15 protein-coding genes and 2 pseudogenes are annotated in these 18735 nt (G+C 68.2%); 8 read left to right on the top strand and 9 right to left on the bottom strand.

Translation table 11 applies throughout. From position 1 onward, the window contains the following. Positions 1-28: 28 nt before the first annotated feature. The 3 genes and pseudogenes from BN159_RS47830 to BN159_RS46490 all read left to right on the top strand — a co-directional run. Positions 29-181, top strand: a pseudogene (locus tag BN159_RS47830) (ISAzo13 family transposase); the annotation flags it as partial. A 211-nt stretch (positions 182-392) separates the two neighbouring features. Then, the gene (locus BN159_RS41835; protein WP_015663139.1) at positions 393-1790 is read left to right on the top strand and encodes a pentapeptide repeat-containing protein; all 1398 of its coding nucleotides are present in this window, start codon (positions 393-395) and stop codon (positions 1788-1790) included. A gap of 334 nt (positions 1791-2124) precedes the next feature. After that, positions 2125-2418: a hypothetical protein gene (locus tag BN159_RS46490; protein ID WP_015663138.1), complete on the top strand. Its 294-nt coding sequence runs from the start codon at positions 2125-2127 to the stop codon at positions 2416-2418. Positions 2419-2463: 45 nt separating this feature from the next. Here BN159_RS46490 and BN159_RS41825 read toward each other — a convergent pair whose 3' ends face one another. After that, positions 2464-3036, bottom strand: a complete 573-nt coding sequence (locus BN159_RS41825; RefSeq protein WP_015663137.1) for a GNAT family N-acetyltransferase — start codon at positions 3034-3036, stop codon at positions 2464-2466. A 10-nt stretch (positions 3037-3046) separates the two neighbouring features. Next, positions 3047-4357, bottom strand: coding sequence for a hypothetical protein (locus BN159_RS41820; protein ID WP_015663136.1), 1311 nt, complete (start codon positions 4355-4357; stop codon positions 3047-3049). 267 nt (positions 4358-4624) lie between these two features. Between BN159_RS41820 and BN159_RS45000 the strand changes: the two genes are divergently transcribed. Together BN159_RS45000 and BN159_RS45945 are read left to right on the top strand one after the other, a co-directional pair. Then, positions 4625-4867 carry a hypothetical protein gene (locus tag BN159_RS45000; protein WP_157901149.1) on the top strand — a complete coding sequence of 81 codons (243 nt, stop codon included), beginning with the start codon at positions 4625-4627 and terminating at the stop codon, positions 4865-4867. Positions 4868-4872: 5 nt separating this feature from the next. Continuing rightward, complete coding sequence (locus BN159_RS45945; RefSeq protein ID WP_015663134.1) at positions 4873-7266, top strand: bacterial transcriptional activator domain-containing protein; 2394 nt, start codon at positions 4873-4875, stop codon at positions 7264-7266. A 370-nt stretch (positions 7267-7636) separates the two neighbouring features. Here BN159_RS45945 and BN159_RS44555 read toward each other — a convergent pair. Continuing rightward, positions 7637-7801: pseudogene (locus tag BN159_RS44555) on the bottom strand (IS5 family transposase); the annotation flags it as partial. Between the two features lie 224 nt (positions 7802-8025). After that, positions 8026-8514, bottom strand: a complete 489-nt coding sequence (locus BN159_RS41800; protein WP_078598967.1) for a GNAT family N-acetyltransferase — start codon at positions 8512-8514, stop codon at positions 8026-8028. A gap of 871 nt (positions 8515-9385) precedes the next feature. Between BN159_RS41800 and BN159_RS41795 the strand changes: the two genes are divergently transcribed. Continuing rightward, positions 9386-10402, top strand: a complete 1017-nt coding sequence (locus BN159_RS41795) for a DNA-directed RNA polymerase subunit alpha (protein ID WP_015663129.1) — start codon at positions 9386-9388, stop codon at positions 10400-10402. A gap of 428 nt (positions 10403-10830) precedes the next feature. After that, positions 10831-11805: a site-specific integrase gene (locus BN159_RS41790; protein ID WP_015663128.1), complete on the top strand. Its 975-nt coding sequence runs from the start codon at positions 10831-10833 to the stop codon at positions 11803-11805. Between the two features lie 37 nt (positions 11806-11842). Here BN159_RS41790 and BN159_RS41785 read toward each other — a convergent pair whose 3' ends face one another. The 5 genes from BN159_RS41785 to BN159_RS46095 form a co-directional block, all read right to left on the bottom strand. Next, positions 11843-12268, bottom strand: coding sequence for a hypothetical protein (locus BN159_RS41785; protein WP_015663127.1), 426 nt, complete (start codon positions 12266-12268; stop codon positions 11843-11845). Between the two features lie 345 nt (positions 12269-12613). Continuing rightward, positions 12614-12892 carry a DUF4158 domain-containing protein gene (locus tag BN159_RS47825; RefSeq protein ID WP_015663126.1) on the bottom strand — a complete coding sequence of 93 codons (279 nt, stop codon included), beginning with the start codon at positions 12890-12892 and terminating at the stop codon, positions 12614-12616. Between the two features lie 260 nt (positions 12893-13152). Then, entirely contained in the window at positions 13153-15384 is a 2232-nt protein-coding gene (locus BN159_RS43120) for an NACHT domain-containing protein (protein WP_157901148.1), read from the bottom strand. Positions 15385-15785: 401 nt separating this feature from the next. Beyond that, positions 15786-17834: an NACHT domain-containing protein gene (locus BN159_RS41775; protein ID WP_231905683.1), complete on the bottom strand. Its 2049-nt coding sequence runs from the start codon at positions 17832-17834 to the stop codon at positions 15786-15788. 223 nt (positions 17835-18057) lie between these two features. Further along, positions 18058-18249 (bottom strand): hypothetical protein, encoded by a 192-nt coding sequence (locus tag BN159_RS46095; RefSeq protein WP_162146268.1) that lies wholly within the window; start codon positions 18247-18249, stop codon positions 18058-18060. Positions 18250-18265: 16 nt separating this feature from the next. Between BN159_RS46095 and BN159_RS41770 the strand changes: the two genes are divergently transcribed. Beyond that, positions 18266-18727, top strand: coding sequence for a transposase (locus tag BN159_RS41770; protein ID WP_197541384.1), 462 nt, complete (start codon positions 18266-18268; stop codon positions 18725-18727). Positions 18728-18735: the final 8 nt, after the last annotated feature.

The following is an 18735-nucleotide window of genomic DNA, read 5'->3' as shown; positions in this document are numbered from 1 at the left end:
TTTCATAGGGCAAGTTCGTTGCTCTGGTATGAGCTTCGCCGACGATGTTCTGGATCAGCTTGCGCTGCGGTTCCAGGTCGTTTTGCCGCATCTGAATGAGCGTCAGCGGCGCCTGATGCCAGCCCAGGAGGCGCGGCTGCTCGGACATGGTGGGGTACGGAAAACACCACGGTCCCAAGGTTGTTGCCATCCGCCATGCACCGTCAACGACGACCGTCACCCCTCGTTATCACCGATTACGGGACAGAGCCAACGATTTACAGCCCCCGTTGGTGGAACCAGCGCAATGCGACTGCGCAGGTTGACGGAGAAGCGGCCCACGGCCACCGGCCCTTCCTCAGGAACCGCGAATGACCGCAACCGGCGGCGCACCTGGATTGTCTTGAGGGAATGTGAGCGCATATCTGCCCCGGCGCCAGGCTGAGCGGCGCGGCCTGCGGTTGTGGCCGGTCGGCCTGGTCCTCGCCGGAACCTTCGCCGTGGCGATCCTGGTGGCGGCCGTGGTGTTCTACACCGGGTGGGACCTGCTGGGCGCCCAGGGACTCAAGCCCGAGCGCCGCATCGACTCCAAGACGCTATTTGACCTGGTGAAACTGTCCTTCGGCGTGGTCGCCGGGGCAGGCGCCCTGGTCGCCCTGGTGGTGGCCTACCGGCGCCAGCGCGTCGACGAGGACGGCGCCCTGCGGGAAGCCACGCGTCTGCATACCGAGCGCTTCACCGCCGCGGTCACCCAGCTCGGCGAGGAATCTGCCGCGGTCCGCCTCGGCGGAGTGCACGCCCTGGCCGGCCTCGCCGACGACGCCCCCACCCGCGGGCTGCGCCAGACCTGCATTGACGTGCTGTGCGCCTACCTCCGCCTGCCCTACACCGCCGAGAACGACCTCCCGGCCGGTGATACGGAAGCCCGGCACACATACCTGGCGCTGCGGGAGGTACGGCACACAATCATCCGCCTCATCCGAGACCACCTCCGGTTGGAAGCCGAACACCCGCACTCCTGGCAGGGCCACGACTTCGACCTCACCCAAGTCACGTTCGACGGCGGTGACCTGTCCGCGGCGAGATTCTCCGGCGGCACAGTCAGCTTCCGCGACGCGACGTTCGACGGCGACACGATCAACTTCCGCGACGTGCAGTCCTCTGGCAGCACGATCGACTTCTCCGACGCGACGTTCCGTGGCGGCACCGTCGACTTCCGCGGCACAACGTTCTCCGACGGGGCGGTCTACTTCCGCGCCACAAGGTTCTGCGGCGGCATGGTCGCCTTCAGCTCCGCATGGGTCTCCGGCGGCACGGTCGACTTCAACCACGCCAACTTCGACGGTGGCGCGGTCGACTTCAGCGACGCCATGTTCACTGGCGGCACGGTCGACTTCAGCGACGCGCATGTCATCGGCGGCAGGATCGACTTCAACCACGCGACGTTCGAAGACGGCACGGTCAGATTCCTCAGCACGACGTTCTCCGGCCTCACGGCCAGATACCGCGGCGCGGCCGACTTCGCTGGCGCGCAGTTCTCCGGCAGCACGGTCCACTTCAACCACGCAAACTTCAAGGGTTGCGCGGTGGTCCGCTTCAAGGGCGCCGTGTTCTCTGACGGCACGGTCGACTTCCGCGACGCGCGGTTCTCCGGCGGCACGGTCGACTTCCGCGACGCGCGTGGTGTGGCGCCTGTCGGGCTGGTTCCGTCAGGCGGGGCGTCTGCCCCGTCTGGACTGAACCTGCCGCTGGCGTGGACTCGGCACGGGCGTGACGGCGGTGATCCCCCACCACCTGACGGGGCGGTGTGACTTACCGTTCGGACAACTGCCCACCGGGCCGAGGGGCGCGGCAAGTCGCCGCCTACCGCGTGGCCGAGGGCTCGTCCGCCGAACCATCCTCGGCAGCCTTCCTCCGCCAGTGGGCGAGATGGTTCGCCGTGTCGGCGGCGGCCCTCCCGCATTCCCTGCATGGCCTCGCCAATGGGCGAAGCTGCCCCAGGCAGCGGATGTATCGGGATGGTTCTCGCAGATGAACGCCGGCGAGCAGCAAGAAGTTGCTCATACGCGTCCGCGGCCCCGGACCGCATCCCCCGCCTCCCTCCCGCCAGTAGGCGAGGTTGTTCCGGGTGGTGAGGGTGTCGGGGTGGTCCTCGCCCAGCACTCCACCCCGACCACCGCCGTGGCGGCGACCCCGCACGAGCCCACCACCGCCCTACGCACCACGGCAGTGGCCGCCGACCCGGCCACCTACGCTCAGCTGCTCCTCAGCGCGTGGCTGCGCAGCAGCGCCGATGAGGCGACGAGTGCACAGGCCCGTCGTGCGCAGTCGACGCGCCCGGACTTCGAATTGCCCGACCAGGCCGCGGATCCGGTACCGCAGACGGAGCACCGTGCCCGCCGCGTTACCTGGCGCCCGCACCACCCCTGCGGGCAGTGAGCAGCAGGTACTCCCACTCCAATGCCCCCGGCCGGGGGGAACGCGTCAGGCCGTTTCCTCGACGCGGAGCAGCAGCAGATCGAATGCCGGGCCGTCATCTGTGTTCCGGTACTCGCCCGCGTACTCGTAGCCGAGCCGCGCGTACAGGTCCTGGCCGCGCTGGTTCGACGGGAGCGCGAGCAGAGACGACCACTTCGGGTTGACGGCCTGGAGCAGCGCGGTGTGCAGCCGCGTGCCGATGCCCTGGGACTGCCACGGCGGACGCACGGCCAACTCGCACAACCCCATCAGCCGCTCCGTACGGGCACCTTCGGGAACCTGGTCGACCAGGTCGGGGCCGAACCAGTAGTCGGCGGAGCAGGGGAAGGCGTAGCCGAAGCCCATGGGCGTGCCGCCCGTGTAGGCAACGACCAGGGCGAAGCCGGGGCGCTTGAGATGCCCCTCAACCTGGCGGCGAAGTGCAGGCACGGACAGCCCCAGGGCCTCCGCGCTCGGGTTGTCGACCAGCTCGGGGTGAGCGTCGGCCCAGATGTCGGCGAGCACGTCGAGCATCGGCGGCACCTTGCCGGGCCCGTAGGTGCGGATCACCACGTTGGTACGCGTGCTCGGGGTGGTCACCGTCTCCTCCTCAGCTGACACCGGTGATGGTGCGGTACTCCTCCAGCCAGTCAGCAACCGCCGGGACGGCGGCGTGCCGCTGAAGCGCGCTCTCGACGTTGTGCAGCTGCTTCAGGAGCCGACCCGAACGCACCTCGGGCAGGTAGGCCAGGACGCGGCCTGCTGCCTCCGCTGCGGCTTCCGGCTCGGGCCGTTCGCTCACCGCATGTTGGATCGCGATATCCGCGGTGTACAGGGCGCGGTTACGGGCGAACGTGTCGCCGTGCAGGAGGACGGCCTGTTCGGCTCCGGCGGCGGCTCTCTCGTGCTGGTCGAGGTCCGCCCGCGCGAGAGCTTCGAGTCCGGCAAGTTCGGCGGGCGTGTAGAACTCCAGCCAGTCAGGATCGGCGTCGCTAGGACCCTTGGCGTACAGGCGGTGTGCGCGCACGATCGCCTGGTCCGTGGCGCTGGCGTCGCCGAGCAGGGCCCAGCCGCCGGCCTCCCGCATCGCCATGAGGGAGAGCATCCGCGCTGAGCCGTACGACTTCACCACCGTCTGCGCACCCTGCGCTGCGGAGATCGCCTCACGAGGACGGCCTGATGCCTTGGCCAGCAGCGAGAGGCAACCGAAGGCGTGCCCTTCGAGGGCCGGGTCGTCGGCAATCCGGGCGGCGGCCAGCGCCTCGCCGTACAAGGATCGAGCGTCGGCGGGGCGGCCGGAGTCGTACGACAGCCACCCGGCCGCAATCGACAGATGACCCGTCGCCGACCGCAACCGCCTGCCGGTCCGCTCCGTGTACGTCCCCACTTGAAGCCACCCGTACGCGGTGTGCAGCGCCTCGGAGGCCGCGCGACGCAGGGCAACAGAACCATGAGCGTGATCATGTTCGTAGATCTGGCTGACGGCCCGGTCCACGGCCCGAACGTCGCCGACCCCGATCCGGCCTGGCGGGTTCTCCCCGGCGGGCCCGAGCGGGATGAGCGACAGGGCTGCGCCCGCACCGTCCACTACGAAGGCCCGGCGGTCCAGCCCTTGCTCCTGTTCCGGCTCGTCCGCTGCGACCGCCGGCGGGACCGGCCGCGCTGGGCTGCTGAGGCGGAACCCCAACTCACTCATGGTGCGCCCGGTCAGCCGCGTGAGGATCCGCTGGTACACCGGGCGCGGAAGCTGAACGTCTCCGTCTTCCCATGCCGCCACCAGACGCGGAGCGCAGGCGACCACCTCGCTCATCTCCTCGCCTGTCGCCACGATGAGCTTCGCGAACTCGTGGCGGGACATCTGGAACTCGTTCTCGCGCACCGCGCGTAACGAGGTGTTGGGGATCTTGCGGCGGTCAGCCATACCGGCTCCGGGCAGCATCCGACGTGACGGGTACGGGGGACCGTACCGCCCCCACCTTGTTCGTGCCCCGGCATTGGCAGAGATCACGCCACCAGCACCGCGTTCTTTCATCGCTCTTGCATCGCTCCAGCGTCGCAGTCGCTCCCGCGCTGCTGCTTGCGTAGACGGTGACGTGACGACTCACCAGCTCGGCGCAGCCTTCGGGCACGTCAGCCGACCCGCGGAGGCCATCGCATGTTCCCGGACACCACACCCGCTCTCCGGCCTGTGGAACCACAGGCCGGCGTCCTCGTCCACTCCAGAGCGGACCGCGAACTCGCGGTGACACACTGGCTCCTGCTGTCCGCACCGGACACGCACAGGGCGCGTACGGAGTGGTCGGAGACCGGTATCGCCCTGCTGCGCTGCGGTGGTCTCTTCACTGCCGTCCGTCTCTCGGCCGCCCTCGTCCACGCCGCCTCCGGCACGGACGGCCGGCCCGCCCCCGCCGCGCACCGGCCGCCGTCCTGATCAGCGTGGGCCTGTTCCTGGGATCCCAGTGCCCGGCCACGGCCGCACCCAGCCCCGCCACCACCGACACCTCCCCGCCCCTCACCCTCGACCGCAACGACCCCGCCCTCGCCCTCGCCCTCGCCGACGGCGCCACCCTCGCCGCCCCCAAGATCCTCGAACTCGACGTCACCCGCCTGGGCATCCAGCAGCTCATCGAAAACCGGCAGCCCGACCGGCGCAAGGACGAGACTGCTGCGCCCGCGCCGTCCGCGAGCGCGTCGGCCGGACAGAAGCCCGGCCGTGAACCGGGCAAGGCCCCCTCCGCGCCGGCCTCCCCATCGCCGACGGCCAGCGCATCCCTGCTTCCCCCGGCTCCCTCACACAAGGCGCGCCCGACCGCCACGTCCTCGCCTGCTGCTGCCCCGGCGGTCGGTGTCCCCCTCCTGCGCACGGTCCTGGGCGCCGGTGCCCTGCTGGCAGCCCTGCTCACCGCACTCCTCGCGCTCCGCCTTCACCGACGTCGCTCACGCAAGACCCGAACGCACCTCCAGGCCTCACCGCTGGTGCAGGCCACCGACGAAACCGGAACAGTCCGCGCGGACATGGCCCGTCTGGACACGGCGCTGCGCACCCTGGCCCACCACCACAGCGCTCAGCACCCCGGCCAGGCACCTCCCGGCATACGGGCGGCACTCCTCACCACCGGCCACGTGCAGATACTCCCCCAGGACAAGAGGCTGGCCCCTCTGCCGCCCTTCACGCAGGGACCAGAACGCTGGTGGGCGCTGCCCAAGGAGGTGATCCTCCTCGACGAGGACGATGCCCGTGCCGTCCCCGCCCCCTACCCCGGCCTGGTCACCCTCGGCACGACCACGGACGGCGGTCTGCTCCTGCTCAACCTGGCGGCCCGCCCTGCCCTCCTGCTGGAGGGGAGCCCCGACCACGTCACCCAGGTGTGCGCCTCCCTCACCCTGGAAGCGGCGCTCAGTCCCTGGGCCGCCGACACAGAGGTCTGGGTCATCGGCTTCGCAGACGACCTCCCCCACGCCCTACCAGGCCACCCCCTCACCCACCTGCCCCACGCCTCACCAGCACTGCGTCATCTCACCGAACGATTTCTCGAGATCCACCAACAACCCCCCGATGCCTGCCGGCGTCCCCTGCTGGTATGCGCGCCCACGCTCGGCTCCGACTCCGCGCAACAGCTCGCCCACCTCATCGCCACGAGCGGCCAAGCGGCCGTGACACTGATCGCACCGGCCCGCACCGCCGCCGCGTACTTCCCCACCGCCGACATTCTGGACGCCACCCTCAGCGGGCGACAGCACCTGCACTCCGCAGACACCGACATCACACTGCAACGCCTCACCCACGCGGACTACCGGCAGATCATCCACACCCTCACCGACAACCCCGCCCAACCCGACCCGCCAGCCAACGGCCCGCACACCAACAAGCAGGCCCAGCCCCAGCCCACACCCCGCCCAGCGCCCCCTGCGCACCCCACCGGCGACGGCCCCACACAGTCCGAACCCCCAGCCGACGAGGGCACCGTCTTCCCGGCCCTACTGGCCGCCACCGGCCAGCCACCCGCCGGCATGCAACCACAACACGACCACAGCAGCGCGGTGCGCGCACACGGACACCACCCGCCGCCGCCACAGCTCAAAGTCCTCGGCCCCGTCGACATGGACCGCGTGCCCACCACCGGCCACGGCCCCCGCCAGGCCCAGCTCGCCGCCCTGCTCTACTTCCGCCCCGGCCGCCACGCCGCATCACTGTGCACCGACATGGACCCCACCAGCCCCTGGACCAAACGCACCCTCAACGCCCGCCTCCAAGAACTGCGCCGCGCCCTCGGCCAAGACCCGGACGGCCACCCCTACATCCCCCGCCGCCACCACGCCGACGACCCCTACCACCTCTCCCCCCACATCACCTGCGACTGGACCCACTTCCGCACCCTCACCGACCACGCCCTCACCCAAGGCCCCACCGCACTGACCGACCTCGAAACCGCCCTCGCCCTCGTCCGCGGCCGCCCCTTCGGCACCCACCCCCTGCCCTGGCAAGAACCCCACCAACAGGAAATGACCACCCGGATCATCACCGTCGCCCACACCATCGCCACCCACCGCACACCCCCCGGCCCCCACCACCACCTCACCAAAGCCCGCCAAGCCATCACCACCGCACTCGACACCGACCACACCGCCGAAATCCTCTACCACGACTGGATGCGCATCGAAGCCGCCGCCCACAACCGCCAAGGCCTCCACACCGCCCTCACCCGCCTCCAGCACACCAACCACACCCTCAACTGCCCCCTCGAGAAAGAAACCCAAGACCTCATCAACCACCTCCTCCACCCCACCCACCCAGACCCCACACCCCACCACCCGCCACACCACCAATAACCCCCCACACCCCCACACCACCACAACCCCCACCACCCGACGCCGCCAGCCACACACCAGCAGCCCGGCTGGACTGGGCTCACCCCGGTCCTGCTCGCGGTGGCCGTCGAAGCGGCCCGGCACGCGACGGAAAAGCGTCATGACGACGCCTGCCGGGGACGGATGCCCGGTACGGCCCCTGACTTCGCCGCAGCAAGTGTCTGCGCGGACTGTCGTGCCAGCCTCGTCAGGGGTGGCCCTGCCCTCAGGGCAACGGTGGGGGCTGGGGGTGCTGGCGGAGCCATTGCTGGAGTTCACGGTGGCGGTACTGGTAGGCAGGTCCGCTGTAGCGCAGCAGTCCTGCGGTGAGAGGGTGTTTTCTCCCGGTGTTCTATCCCGTGATGCGGATTTGATCCGGTGATGTCGAGTCGCGCCAGGAGATGGTGGCCTCGCCGGTGAGCCGTCGGGCCATGAGGTCGGCCATCGCGACGTGGATCATGGCTTCGGAGCGGGCTGGAAGGGTCTCGTAGTCGCGGGCCAGCCGGCGGTGGAGCACCGGCACCCTCCTCTACACCAGCCGTGGCACCGGCTTCTGGGGCCCGCCCCTCCGCGTCTTCGCCCCGAGCGAGATCACCCTGCTCATACTCCGCTCCCCGCAACGGCCCCCCACGCCGTAGCGCTGGGCGGGCCGGCGGTTCCGCCTGGAGACGGTGTCCAGCGGCTCCTGCATGCCGGCCGCCATGCCGGCGGAGCCGGTGCCCTGCGAACCGGCGCGCCGCGTCATTCCGAAGGAATGCGAAACTCGAATTTGGGACGGTCCCACGGCACGGCGGGCGGGTTCGCGAGCGCGGTCCCGGTCCGCACTGCACCGACGCGGTGGTAGAAGTCCTCGGCGGGAAGATGCGACACGACCTTGACACGTTCGAGCCCGGCGGCACGAGCCTCGGACTGCATGTGCGCGACGAGCAGCCGTCCAACACCACGTCCTTGCGCTTCGTCGGCGACGAACAGCAGGTCGAGCTCCGGTGGAGCGAGGACGAGCGAGTAGAACCCGATGACCCGGCCTCCATGCTCGTCGGCGTCGACGGCTACGAAGGCGCGGTGGGCTTCGATGTAATCAGGACCGACCCGGTAGCCCGCCACTGCGGCTGCGTACTTACCCTCGTAGGCGCCTGAGCCACGCACGAGCCGCGTGAGCCGTTTGGCATCCCGCGCGGCTGCCCTCCGTATCGTGATCGGCTGGCTGATCGGGGAAGTGCGTGATCTCATCGGGAGAGTATTTCGCACCGGGGAGCGCCCTCCCACGGCGGGTCGGCTGCCGGGGCAGGCGTTCCTGCACCGCTCCCGGGAACCACTCGTGCGAGCGCAACCGATCTCACGCCGAAGCCGCGCCAGAGCGCTTCGGTGCGGCTTCAGCGTGGGCTCGGCACGAATCAGTTGGATCGCCGATGACCGTGCTGTCCCTTCCCGGCCTGCTGGTCCCGCTCGCCGAGCCCGGCTGGTGGGTGCTGCTGTTCGGCTTCGCCGGGATCTCCTGGACCTTCTCATCCACCGTCGCGGGGGTGTCCCTGACCGGTTGCCGCCAGGTTGCCTGCCCGCCGGACATGCTCGGCCGGGTCAGCGATGCCGCCCGTTGGATCAACCGGGGCACCCTTCCGCTGGGCGCCCTGGCCGCCGGCAGGCTCGCCACCACCCCTTGGTGTCCGGGCCACCTTGTGGATCGCTGTGGCCAGCAGCTGCTGCGCGGCGGTCGGGACCGCCGCAGCGGAGGGCGCACCGCAACCCTGTTCCTGCCAGGCATCGCGGCCTTCCTTCGGGAAGGCGATCGGGACCGCTGCCTGGGGACGCGCCGTCGCAGGTGGCCGCTGCACGCGTGCACCGTCCTCCGGACCGGTCCGGGAGGCGCGGGAACCGGAGTGTGGCCAGAATCGTTCGCGAGTCCCAGCACAATTCGGAGGAGTACCGGCCTTGTCCGCCAGACCGACGGACCCTGTGGGGCACAATCCCCGACCGTCCCGGGTGGCGTCCGGGGCTGATAAGTGACGCGCGGTTCGGCCTCTGCCGAGACCGTATCGCCCGTACCCTTCGTGGTATCTACGGCGTCACATAGCGGACGCCAAACCACTGGAGGCAACACCCCGTGCTGATCGCTCAGCGTCCCTCCCTGACCGAAGAGGTCGTCGACGAGTTCCGCTCCCGGTTCGTGATCGAGCCGCTGGAGCCCGGCTTCGGCTACACCCTCGGCAATTCCCTGCGCCGGACCCTCCTCTCCTCGATCCCCGGCGCGGCAGTCACCAGCATCCGGATCGACGGTGTCCTGCACGAGTTCACCACCGTGCCGGGCGTCAAGGAGGACGTCACCGACCTGATCCTCAACACCAAGCAGCTCGTCGTGAGCAGCGAGCACGACGAGCCGGTCGTGATGTACCTGCGCAAGCAGGGTCCGGGTCTGGTCACCGCCGCCGACATCGCGCCCCCGGCCGGTGTCGAGGTGCACAACCCCGACCTCGTCCTCGCCACGCTCAACGGCAAGGGCAAGCTGGAGATGGAGCTGACCGTCGAGCGCGGCCGCGGTTACGTCTCCGCCGTGCAGAACAAGCAGATCGGCCAGGAGATCGGCCGGATCCCGGTCGACTCCATCTACTCGCCGGTTCTCAAGGTCACCTACAAGGTCGAGGCGACCCGTGTCGAACAGCGCACCGACTTCGACAAGCTGATCGTCGACATCGAGACCAAGCAGGCGATGCGTCCGCGTGACGCCATGGCCTCCGCCGGTAAGACGCTGGTCGAGCTGTTCGGTCTCGCCCGTGAGCTGAACATCGACGCCGAGGGCATCGACATGGGCCCGTCCCCGGTGGACGCCGCCCTCGCCGCTGATCTCGCGCTGCCGATCGAGGAGCTCGAGCTCACCGTCCGTTCGTACAACTGCCTCAAGCGCGAGGGCGTCCACTCGGTGGGCGAGCTCCTGGCGCGCTCCGAGGCCGACCTCCTCGACATTCGCAACTTCGGCGCGAAGTCCATCGACGAGGTCAAGGCGAAGCTCGCCGGCATGGGCCTGGGCCTCAAGGACAGCCCGCCCGGATTCGACCCGACCGCCGCTGCCCTCGGCGCGGACGACAACGGGGACGCGGGTTTCGTGGAGACCGAGCAGTACTGAACGCTGCGCTACGGCCGGGGCACGCCAGAGCCGGTGAAGAGGAGACGGCACAGCAGACGACCACACCCCTACCCCCCCAAGTGGGGTGTTCGGCAGGCGTGCCGCGACGAACCCGAATCACAGCCCCTACAGCGGGGTCCTGGCTGTGGCTATCTGACCAGGAAGAAGTCCTTCCGGGCCGCGTCGCGTTGCCGGTACCGGGCCAACCGGGCGGTCAGAATCGACAGGACGCCACAACAATCGGCAGGCCCCTGACGTGTTCAACCGAGCCCAGAAGCGGCCCGGCCTGGCTGGCGATGCGCCGCGGCCATCCCGGAAACGCCTCCCAGATTCTGCGACGACTTGGACTCGGACAGTTACCTCTGACCCACGACGCCTTCCACGAACTCCAGCCCTGGCGGGCAGCAGCTCACCTGGAAGAACTCCTGATGGCCAGCGGCGTCCTGCCCGCCGTCGACAAGTACATCTGCTCCTTCCAGCGATGGCTGCCCGGCCACCTGGCCGACATCGCCGATCCCGAAGACGTCAAGACGATCAAGCTCTTCGCGACCTGGCACGTCCTTCCCCACCTACGGGGACGAGCCGACCGGAGCCCCATCACACCGAGCATCCGCCGCTTCGCAGCCGAGCAGATCAAGCACGCGACCACCTTCCTGCAGTGGCTCGGTACCCGGGACAGCACCCTCTCGTCCTGCGGCCAACTCGACATCGACGCCTGGTTCGCGGACAACACCGAACACAGCCGCACCTGCCTGAGGCCCTTCCTCAACTGGGCCAGGAAGAGCCGCCGATGTCCACAGGCCCTGTCCATCCCCACCATGAAGATCTCCAGACGACCCGCGCTGAGCGAGGACGAGCGCCTGGCCGCACTCGGCCGACTGCTGACCGACGCAGACACACCGATGCGCCTCCGTGTCGCCGGCCTCATCCTTCTCCTCTACGCGCAGCCCCTGACCCGGATCGTCCAGCTCACGGTCGACGACGTGCTCCACGACGGAGAGACCACGCTCCTGCGGCTCGGGGAGCCCGCCTCTCCCGTCCCCGAACCAGCGGCAGCCCTGCTACTGGCCTACCTCGCAGACCGCGACAACATGAACACCGCCACCAACCAGGCATCCCGCTGGCTCTTCCCCGGCCGCCGGGCCGGACGGCCGGCCCGTCCCGACCACATGTCCTCACGACTGCGGGAGATCGGCATCCCGGTCGCCGCCGCCCGCGGCGCCGCCATCCGACAACAACTCCTCGAACTACCCGCCCCCGTCGTCGCGGACGCCCTCGGCTACCACGACAAGACCACCAGCCGCCTCCTCAGAGAAAGCGGCGGGACCTGGAGCCGATACGCCGCTGGTGATCACAGCCGGTCACCAGCGGGCTGGGCTCCCAAGGGAATCCGCGATAGTTGAATACGCCAGCTCACCAGTACCAAGGCCGTCGTCCCGGTCAGCCGTGGAAGGAGACTTCGAGTTCGAATTTTCCTCCGAGGCCGTCGATACGGCTCCGGAAGAGGGCCCGGGTCATGTTGTCGTCGAAGAGCGTGACCTTCCAGACGTCCTCCTCCGAGGGGTGCGGAATCTCGACGAGGTGCTTGTAGTTGAGGAAGCCGTCGGGATTTCCGTGTTCGTCGAATCTCCTGGTCCCCAACTCGACCGACAGCGTCTGGATCGGCAACGTCACGTTGATGTTGACGATTTCTCCCTGGCCGATGTGCCCCTCCCAGACCTCCTCCCCGTCCACACGGAGGATGATCGATCGCTGACCGTGGCCCTCCATGGCCGGCGCGAACACGCTCTCGAACTTGATCTTCGTCATCACGCGCTCCACGTTCCGCTCGACGCCGCCCCCTCCGTTCACGTTCCCCCCGGTCATCCCTCCCGGCAACTCGCGATCCGCCTGCGACGCATCGCCCGCTTGCCTCCCGCAAGGCCTGCCCATCGTCGCGGCCTGGGGTGACGGGGCTCTGTCGGCGTCGGCCTTCGGCTTTCTCGGTGGGGCAGGAGTCGGGGCCCTCGTTGGTGCCGCCGTGGCGGTTCCGATGGTCCGGCGCTGGGCGCGTGCGTAGACCGTCCGCTCCCGCCGAATCTCTCGCAGCGAAGACTGAGCGATCCACACCGAATGTCCACCTCGCAGCGTGGCGGTCGTACCACCGCTTGACCATCGGTGAGAGCTGCCCGACGACGCGCCGCCCCGGGCCGCTAGGCCGGGCGGCCGGCATCACCGCGATGGTGCGGGGGCGTTGATCGGGGCATGCGAAATCTGATCCCCGCCGTCACCGCGCTGACGGCGGCCGTGGCCGTCCTCGCGGCCCCGACCACCGCCGGACAGGGCCTGCACCACCCATCCCAACCTCGACGCCGGACGGCGCTTCGCCCGCGTCAGACCCAGAGCCTTGGTGTCCAGGCGGAAGAACTGTTCCAGCTCCCCGGGCGACGGCTCCGTGGCGAACCGCCTATAGCGGGCCTTTTGCTCAGCAGACAGGTACTCAACAGGCATGCCTACGCCCTCGGCTACCACCACGTCACCACAACTCGCCTTGCCTCGGACGCTGGTGGGACCTGGAGCCGATACGCCTCCGGTGACCACACACCGTCACCGGCAGGGTGGGTTATGCGGGAAACTGGCGACACTTGAATAGGCGAGCCCACCAGTACCGAGGGCCAGAACCCCACAGTTGGCCACTGCTTCCCGGGCGGGTCTCTGCCGAAGACGCGTTCCGAGATTGTGTCTCCTGTCTTCAACGGCTATCGATCGGTTCAGCCAGAGGAAGCAGGGAGCCCACCTTCAGTGCGGGCATGGTGGGCGAGCCGCTGCTGGAGTTCCAGATGCCGGAATTGGTAGACGGCGCCAACCTGCCGGAGCACCCCGCGGTGCTCGTGTGCGTCCTGGAGAAACGCGACTGTGTCGAAAGGCAAGCTCCATCGTCGGGCGCGGTGGCACCGGGTCACGGTGTAGGGCCCCCAGGCGGTGTGGTGCAAGGCGAGCGCGACTCCAACTGGCAGGCCGATCGTGCCACCTAAGAAACCAAAGACCAAGAGGGTGTAGAAGGGCTGATCGAAAGAGCTGCCATCAAGGTACGTCGCCCCGACGAAGATGCTCGGAGCGATCACGAAGGCACTGAGACAGACGAGCAGAGCGACAGCGAGGGCAGTTCGACGGTCGTCGGTCAGGAGGCGGGCAGGGTGGGGGCGGGCGGAGAAGTCCGCTGGTGCACTCCTGACCGTCCCGAAGATCAGCACGGCTGCCATAGTGGTGGCCCCCCAACCGGTACCCGCCAAGTCACTGTCGACAACGCCAGCGAACCCGCCGGCCAGTGTGCCAAGCGTCAGGCTCAAAAACAGCCACCTGGGCGAGAGCGCCCAAGAGATGCGGCGGGCCGGGAAACGGTGCACTCCGAAGCTCGCCGCGAGGTTGACGAGGACCGCGAGGATGGACATCACGACAAGTGCGGCCTCTACATCACTTAAACCACAGGAGGTCTGACACTCGTAGATTCCCAAGGCTTGCGGGACCAGGGGCAGCCACTCCAGGATGCCCGTGGTGACTATCGCCCAAGCCGACCAGAGAGTGAAGTCGCTGGGTTTGCTGACGACACCTGCGGCGATGACCCCGAGGAGGAGCAAGGGCGACGCGAGCGCGACGCCAGCGGTCACGACACTGGTGACCAGAAGATGCTGCCAGCGCGCAGTGGCGTGGCGTAGCTGCCACCAGGCGATATCGGTGGTCCCGCCGAGGTTGTCCGTAAGGTGCGCTGCAAGACTGGTGAAGGCTCTTTGCGCACGATCGGCATCCCAGGGGCAGGGGTGCCGAGGGTGAGGGCGGTAGGCGGCGGGCAGGAAGGCGTCCAGGAGGTGGGCACGTAGCCCGGACGGGCTGGGAACGCGTTGCCGGTCGCAGAGGTCAGCGGGGTCGGGTAGTGCAACGGTGGTTTCACCGGGGCGTGGGTTGTAGATGGTGCGGGCCAGGAACAGCATGAGAGGCGTAGCCAACACCTGGGCGAGAGTGCTGTCAGGGATGCACAGCTGGGCAATGACGGAACGCCAACGCTCCGCCGACGCGGTCCCACTACCGCCAGCGTCGCGCTCGAGATAAGCGGCTGCGACAGAGGCGGTAACGGGGACAAGGTGAATGGCGGCGGTGCCAGTGAGACGTACAGGTACGCCGATTGTGGGGTGCAGCGCGGCACGGTATTCGTTGCTGCGGCCCGCAAGGACGAAGGCGTGCCCTGGTGGTAGGGCTTCGTTGACCGCATGCAGGGCCTGGGGGCGGAGGTTTTCAGGTAGCTCGTCGAAGCCGTCGAGCAGCGGTAGTACGAGTCGCTCGCGCAGTAGCACGGCGGCCAGGCTGGCCCTGCTGTGCGGTACCGGAGCGGGTGCGCGCAGGCCCGGATAGTCCGCTTCAAGGCGTTCGCGTATCCATGCCTGCAGATCCTGGCGAGTGGGGTTGAAGGACGCGAGGGGAAAGATCACTGGCACGGGGCCACCGGGCTGCCGCTGGTCGAGCAGCCCTAGCAGCAGGGTAAGCAGCAGCATGGTTTTGCCCGCACCCGGCTCACCGAGCACTAGCAGACGCTGCCCGGGAGCACGCTGGGTGAACACTTCCGTGATCTCCGCGTTCGTCCCAGCCAGAGCGGCTGGCGTGCGAGCCATAGCGGGCTGGGAGCCGGCGCGGACGGCCTGCCGACACAGCAGCTCCCAATCCTCAACCAGGCCCGCTTCGGCAGGTCGCCAGGACACTGGCAGGGGGTAGGGGTCGTTGAGGCGCCGAACCCGAGCTTCAGCTTCCCACTGAGTGCGTAGGACAGACACCAACTCGTTGGCGATTGAGGCTGGGGTGATTGAGGCGGCGTGCTCGGCACGGTCCGCTCGGTAGGTATGCCACGAAATGATCAGAGAAGTCGCGCCGACTATCAGCCCGATGCCGCTGAACCCGAAGCTGAGCACCCCAGCCAGTTCAGTGTTCAGGTTGCCTGCCTGGACGTTGCCCACAGTCCAGAGCAGTCCCCAGGCCCCAGCGCCCGCCGACAGTCCGCCAAGTATCCAAAGAAGGCGCTGATGGAGCCGATTCCCCCTGTCCATGGGCCGCACCGTACGGGTGCAAGAGATTGGACTCTACTGAGAGCGGCCAGGTTCACCACATCAGGGGAACTCAGGCATGAAACTGCATTATTCGGATCAAACTGTCTGCTCGGTGCTGCCGATGGTCGTCGTGGCGTGGCACCTGACCATGGGCGCGCAGCGGCCAGCTAGCGGGCTGTGGCCGCTCCTCCATGACGCCTCAGCCCGGCGACGTAGTGCACAGTCGGCCTCTGGCGTAGTCGTCACGCAAGCGCGGTCAGAACCCTTCAGATGGCCAGCCTGAGTGTCGTAGTTGGCCAGCGCGAACCAATTCACGTGCCAGTGGTGGCGAGGTAGTCCTGGAGTTCGCGGTGCCGGAACTGGTAGGCGATCCCGGCTACTCGAATCAGGCCTGCGCCGTAGCACCAGTGGAGGAATCGACCCAGTCTCCACGGAAGCCACCGGCCGCTCCATCGGCGGGTGCACAGCAAGAACGCGACATACCGCAGGCCCCCGAGCCCCGCAGAGAGTCCGCCCGAAAGCCCCGCTGAGAGCCCACCTGAGAGCCCGAACACGATCACACCCCTGAGCGCGCCCACAAGCTCAAATGTCAAGGCGATCGCGAGTCCGAATGCGAGCACTTCCGCCGGCTGGCCCGTGAGGCCGGCCGCGACTTCGAACACGAGCACGCCCGTCAACCCGACGGCGAGTCCGAGCGCGAAATCATCTCGCACGATGTCTTTGGGGCTAACGACTCCCAACGTCCCGGACGCTTCGAGAGCGCCTGTGAGGCCGCCCAGGATGCCGACCACGAGTCCGAACACGAGGATGCCCAGCCCCCGACCAGTGAGGCCGAATGTGAATCCGAACGCGAGTACGCCCAGCGGTCCGACCATGAACCACTTTGCAAAGCTGCGCCGACCAGCGGACGACCGAAGCCGTCGCAGATCGGCCCGGCTGGGCTGCGGCCAGAGGATGCCCCATGCCATAAGCATCATCCACATCGCAGCCAGGACGACCAGTCCTGCGGCTAAGAGCTGCCCCTGGCTGAAGCCTGTAGGCACCTGAGCGAGCAGGATGGCAGAACCGGTTACCCATGTCATGGCGACCAGTGCAACTGTGGCGGCCCGGGGCAGGCGAGTACCTGCCAGTGGCCACAACTCATGCAGCACGATGTCGGTTCCGGACAGCGCCCGGCCGCCAACCGTTCTGGCCGTCGCACCATTGCGGTGGAGGTAGGAGCCCAGCACGGTAAGCCAGGCGCGGACCTGCTGGGGACTGTACGAAACGCCCCTCGGTCCCGGATGAAGAGCTGTCACAGCAGGAATGAAAGATGCGAGCAGATGCGCACCTACCGCGTCAGCGGTGTCCAACGCTGAGCTGAGCAGGGCTCGGGGATCACGCAGATAGCGACCGGTGCGCGGGTCACGCTGCTCGTAAACCGTTACCGCCAGGGTTAACCGCCACGGGGTGGACAAGCCTGTGGCCAACGGACCCTGCGGATTCCGCCCAAACGACTCCAGCACCTCCCGCCAGCGGGTCAGATCATCGACCCGTCGAGAAAAGAACTCCCGTGCCATGGCTCCGTCAACCCTGTGGATCTCAACCCGCGCGGCGTCCTGGGTCCACACCCGCAAAGCTTCCAGCGCCTGGTACGTCCGACGGCGACAGGTCAGAACCAGCTCCGCCTTGTCCAAACCCTGCTGATAGGAGTTCAGTCTGCGAAGGGCATGCCCGGCCCGGGAGTCATACCCCGGCTCGGAATCAGCGTCCATCTCGTCAAGACCGTCCAGCACCGGCAGCACACGTCGAGCCTTGACCAGAGCACTGGCCGTGACGGCGGGAAGGCGGTAGGCCTCGGTGAGGTGGCGGGCGATCCAGTCGGCCAGCGGCAACTCATCGCCCCAGGACGCAAGAGAGAGCCTCACTGGTACGGGGTCATCAGGCTTACGCTTCGTCAACAAGCCCAGCATCAACTCGAGGGCCAAAACGGTCTTGCCCGCCCCTGGTTCCCCCGTGATCACCATCCGCCCAGGCCGTAGGTCCTGGTAGTAGCCCACCACATCGTCCAGGTGCCCCTGCGGGCGAGCACCTGCCGCGTCATGGGCCGGCGCGGGAAGAAGAGCGAACTCCAAATCGATGGTCTTGTCATGGTCGCCCAGCAACTGCCGCCGTGCTTCCCGCTCAGCGGCCAGCACCTCCACAGCCAACCTCCCCGCCACTTCCGTGAGGTTGGTTTCCTGCCAGCGCAGGGACCGCACAGTAAGCCATCCCGACCAGATACCGGCCGCCAGCCCCACGAGGCCGATCGCCGCGCCCACCGGATCGGCTTCACCTGCCGCGACCCTGGGCAGGGTCCGCCATCCGATCGCGATAGCCACCCCTACTGCCACCGCACAGATTGCCCCGTACGCGCGTGCCAGCCAGCGCTCTCTCCCCATAACAGAACATCATGACCGCAGCAACGCTGCGTATCCTGGAAACGCGGAGATGCGCGAGGGGACCGGCCTGTCGGCCTGCTGCCCGGTTTGCGCCGAGACTGTCATCATGATGCGGATCTCGAATTTTGGCTCTGTCCGCAGTTCCGGATGCTGTTGGTGATCTTCACTCGGTGAGGTGAAGTCTGCTGGCCGCCCGTGAGTTGATGTTCTCGTGGTGCTGCGCTGGTGGGAGCGGGGCGGTTTCGGCGGTCGGAGGGGTGGCCGCGGTGGCGATGGGTTCGAGGTCGGGGCGGGCGATTCCGCCGTTGACGGTGCGGATGGCGCGGGCGAGTAATCCGCAGGGCACGGCCGCCATGTGGGTACGTGATCGATTGGACAGCCTGTTCACGGATGGCGACTTCGCCGACTGGTATCCGACTGACGGGCGACGTGGGCTGTCGCCAGCGCAGTTGGCGCTGGTATCGGTGCTGCAGTACGCGGAGAACCTCACCGACCGGCAGGCGGCAGAGGCAGTTCGCCGTCGTCTGGACTGGAAGTATTGTCTCGGCCTCGAACTGCATGATCCGGGGTTCGACTTCACGGTCCTGAGCGAATTCCGTGACCGGGTGGCGCAGGGCGCCCGCGCGGACAGGCTGTTGGCGCTGGTCGTGGACCGGCTCGCTGAGGCGGGGCTGGTCAAGCGGCGGGGACGGATCCGGACCGATCCCACCCACGTGCTGGCGGCCGTTCGGCGTCTGAACCGTGGTGAACTGGTCGCCGAGACCTTGCGCTGTGCGCTGGAGGAGCTCGCTCTGCGAGGCGAGGAGTGGCTGGCCGCTCTTGTCACCCCTTAGAACTCCTA

This window comes from Streptomyces davaonensis JCM 4913 (genome assembly GCF_000349325.1).
Lineage (GTDB): Bacteria > Actinomycetota > Actinomycetes > Streptomycetales > Streptomycetaceae > Streptomyces > Streptomyces davaonensis.
Note: the sequence above shows the minus strand (reverse complement) of the source record. Positions and strands in the feature narration are given on the sequence as shown.

Coding starts and splice junctions, on each gene's coding strand:
- BN159_RS41800 (WP_078598967.1), bottom strand. CDS start 8,514: ATGAGATCACGCACTTCCCCGATCAGCCAGCCGATCACGATACGGAGG.
- BN159_RS46095 (WP_162146268.1), bottom strand. CDS start 18,249: ATGGCGGCCGTGCCCTGCGGATTACTCGCCCGCGCCATCCGCACCGTC.
- BN159_RS41790 (WP_015663128.1), top strand. CDS start 10,831: ATGGCCAGCGGCGTCCTGCCCGCCGTCGACAAGTACATCTGCTCCTTC.
- BN159_RS47825 (WP_015663126.1), bottom strand. CDS start 12,892: ATGCCTGTTGAGTACCTGTCTGCTGAGCAAAAGGCCCGCTATAGGCGG.
- BN159_RS41785 (WP_015663127.1), bottom strand. CDS start 12,268: ATGACCGGGGGGAACGTGAACGGAGGGGGCGGCGTCGAGCGGAACGTG.
- BN159_RS41820 (WP_015663136.1), bottom strand. CDS start 4,357: ATGGCTGACCGCCGCAAGATCCCCAACACCTCGTTACGCGCGGTGCGC.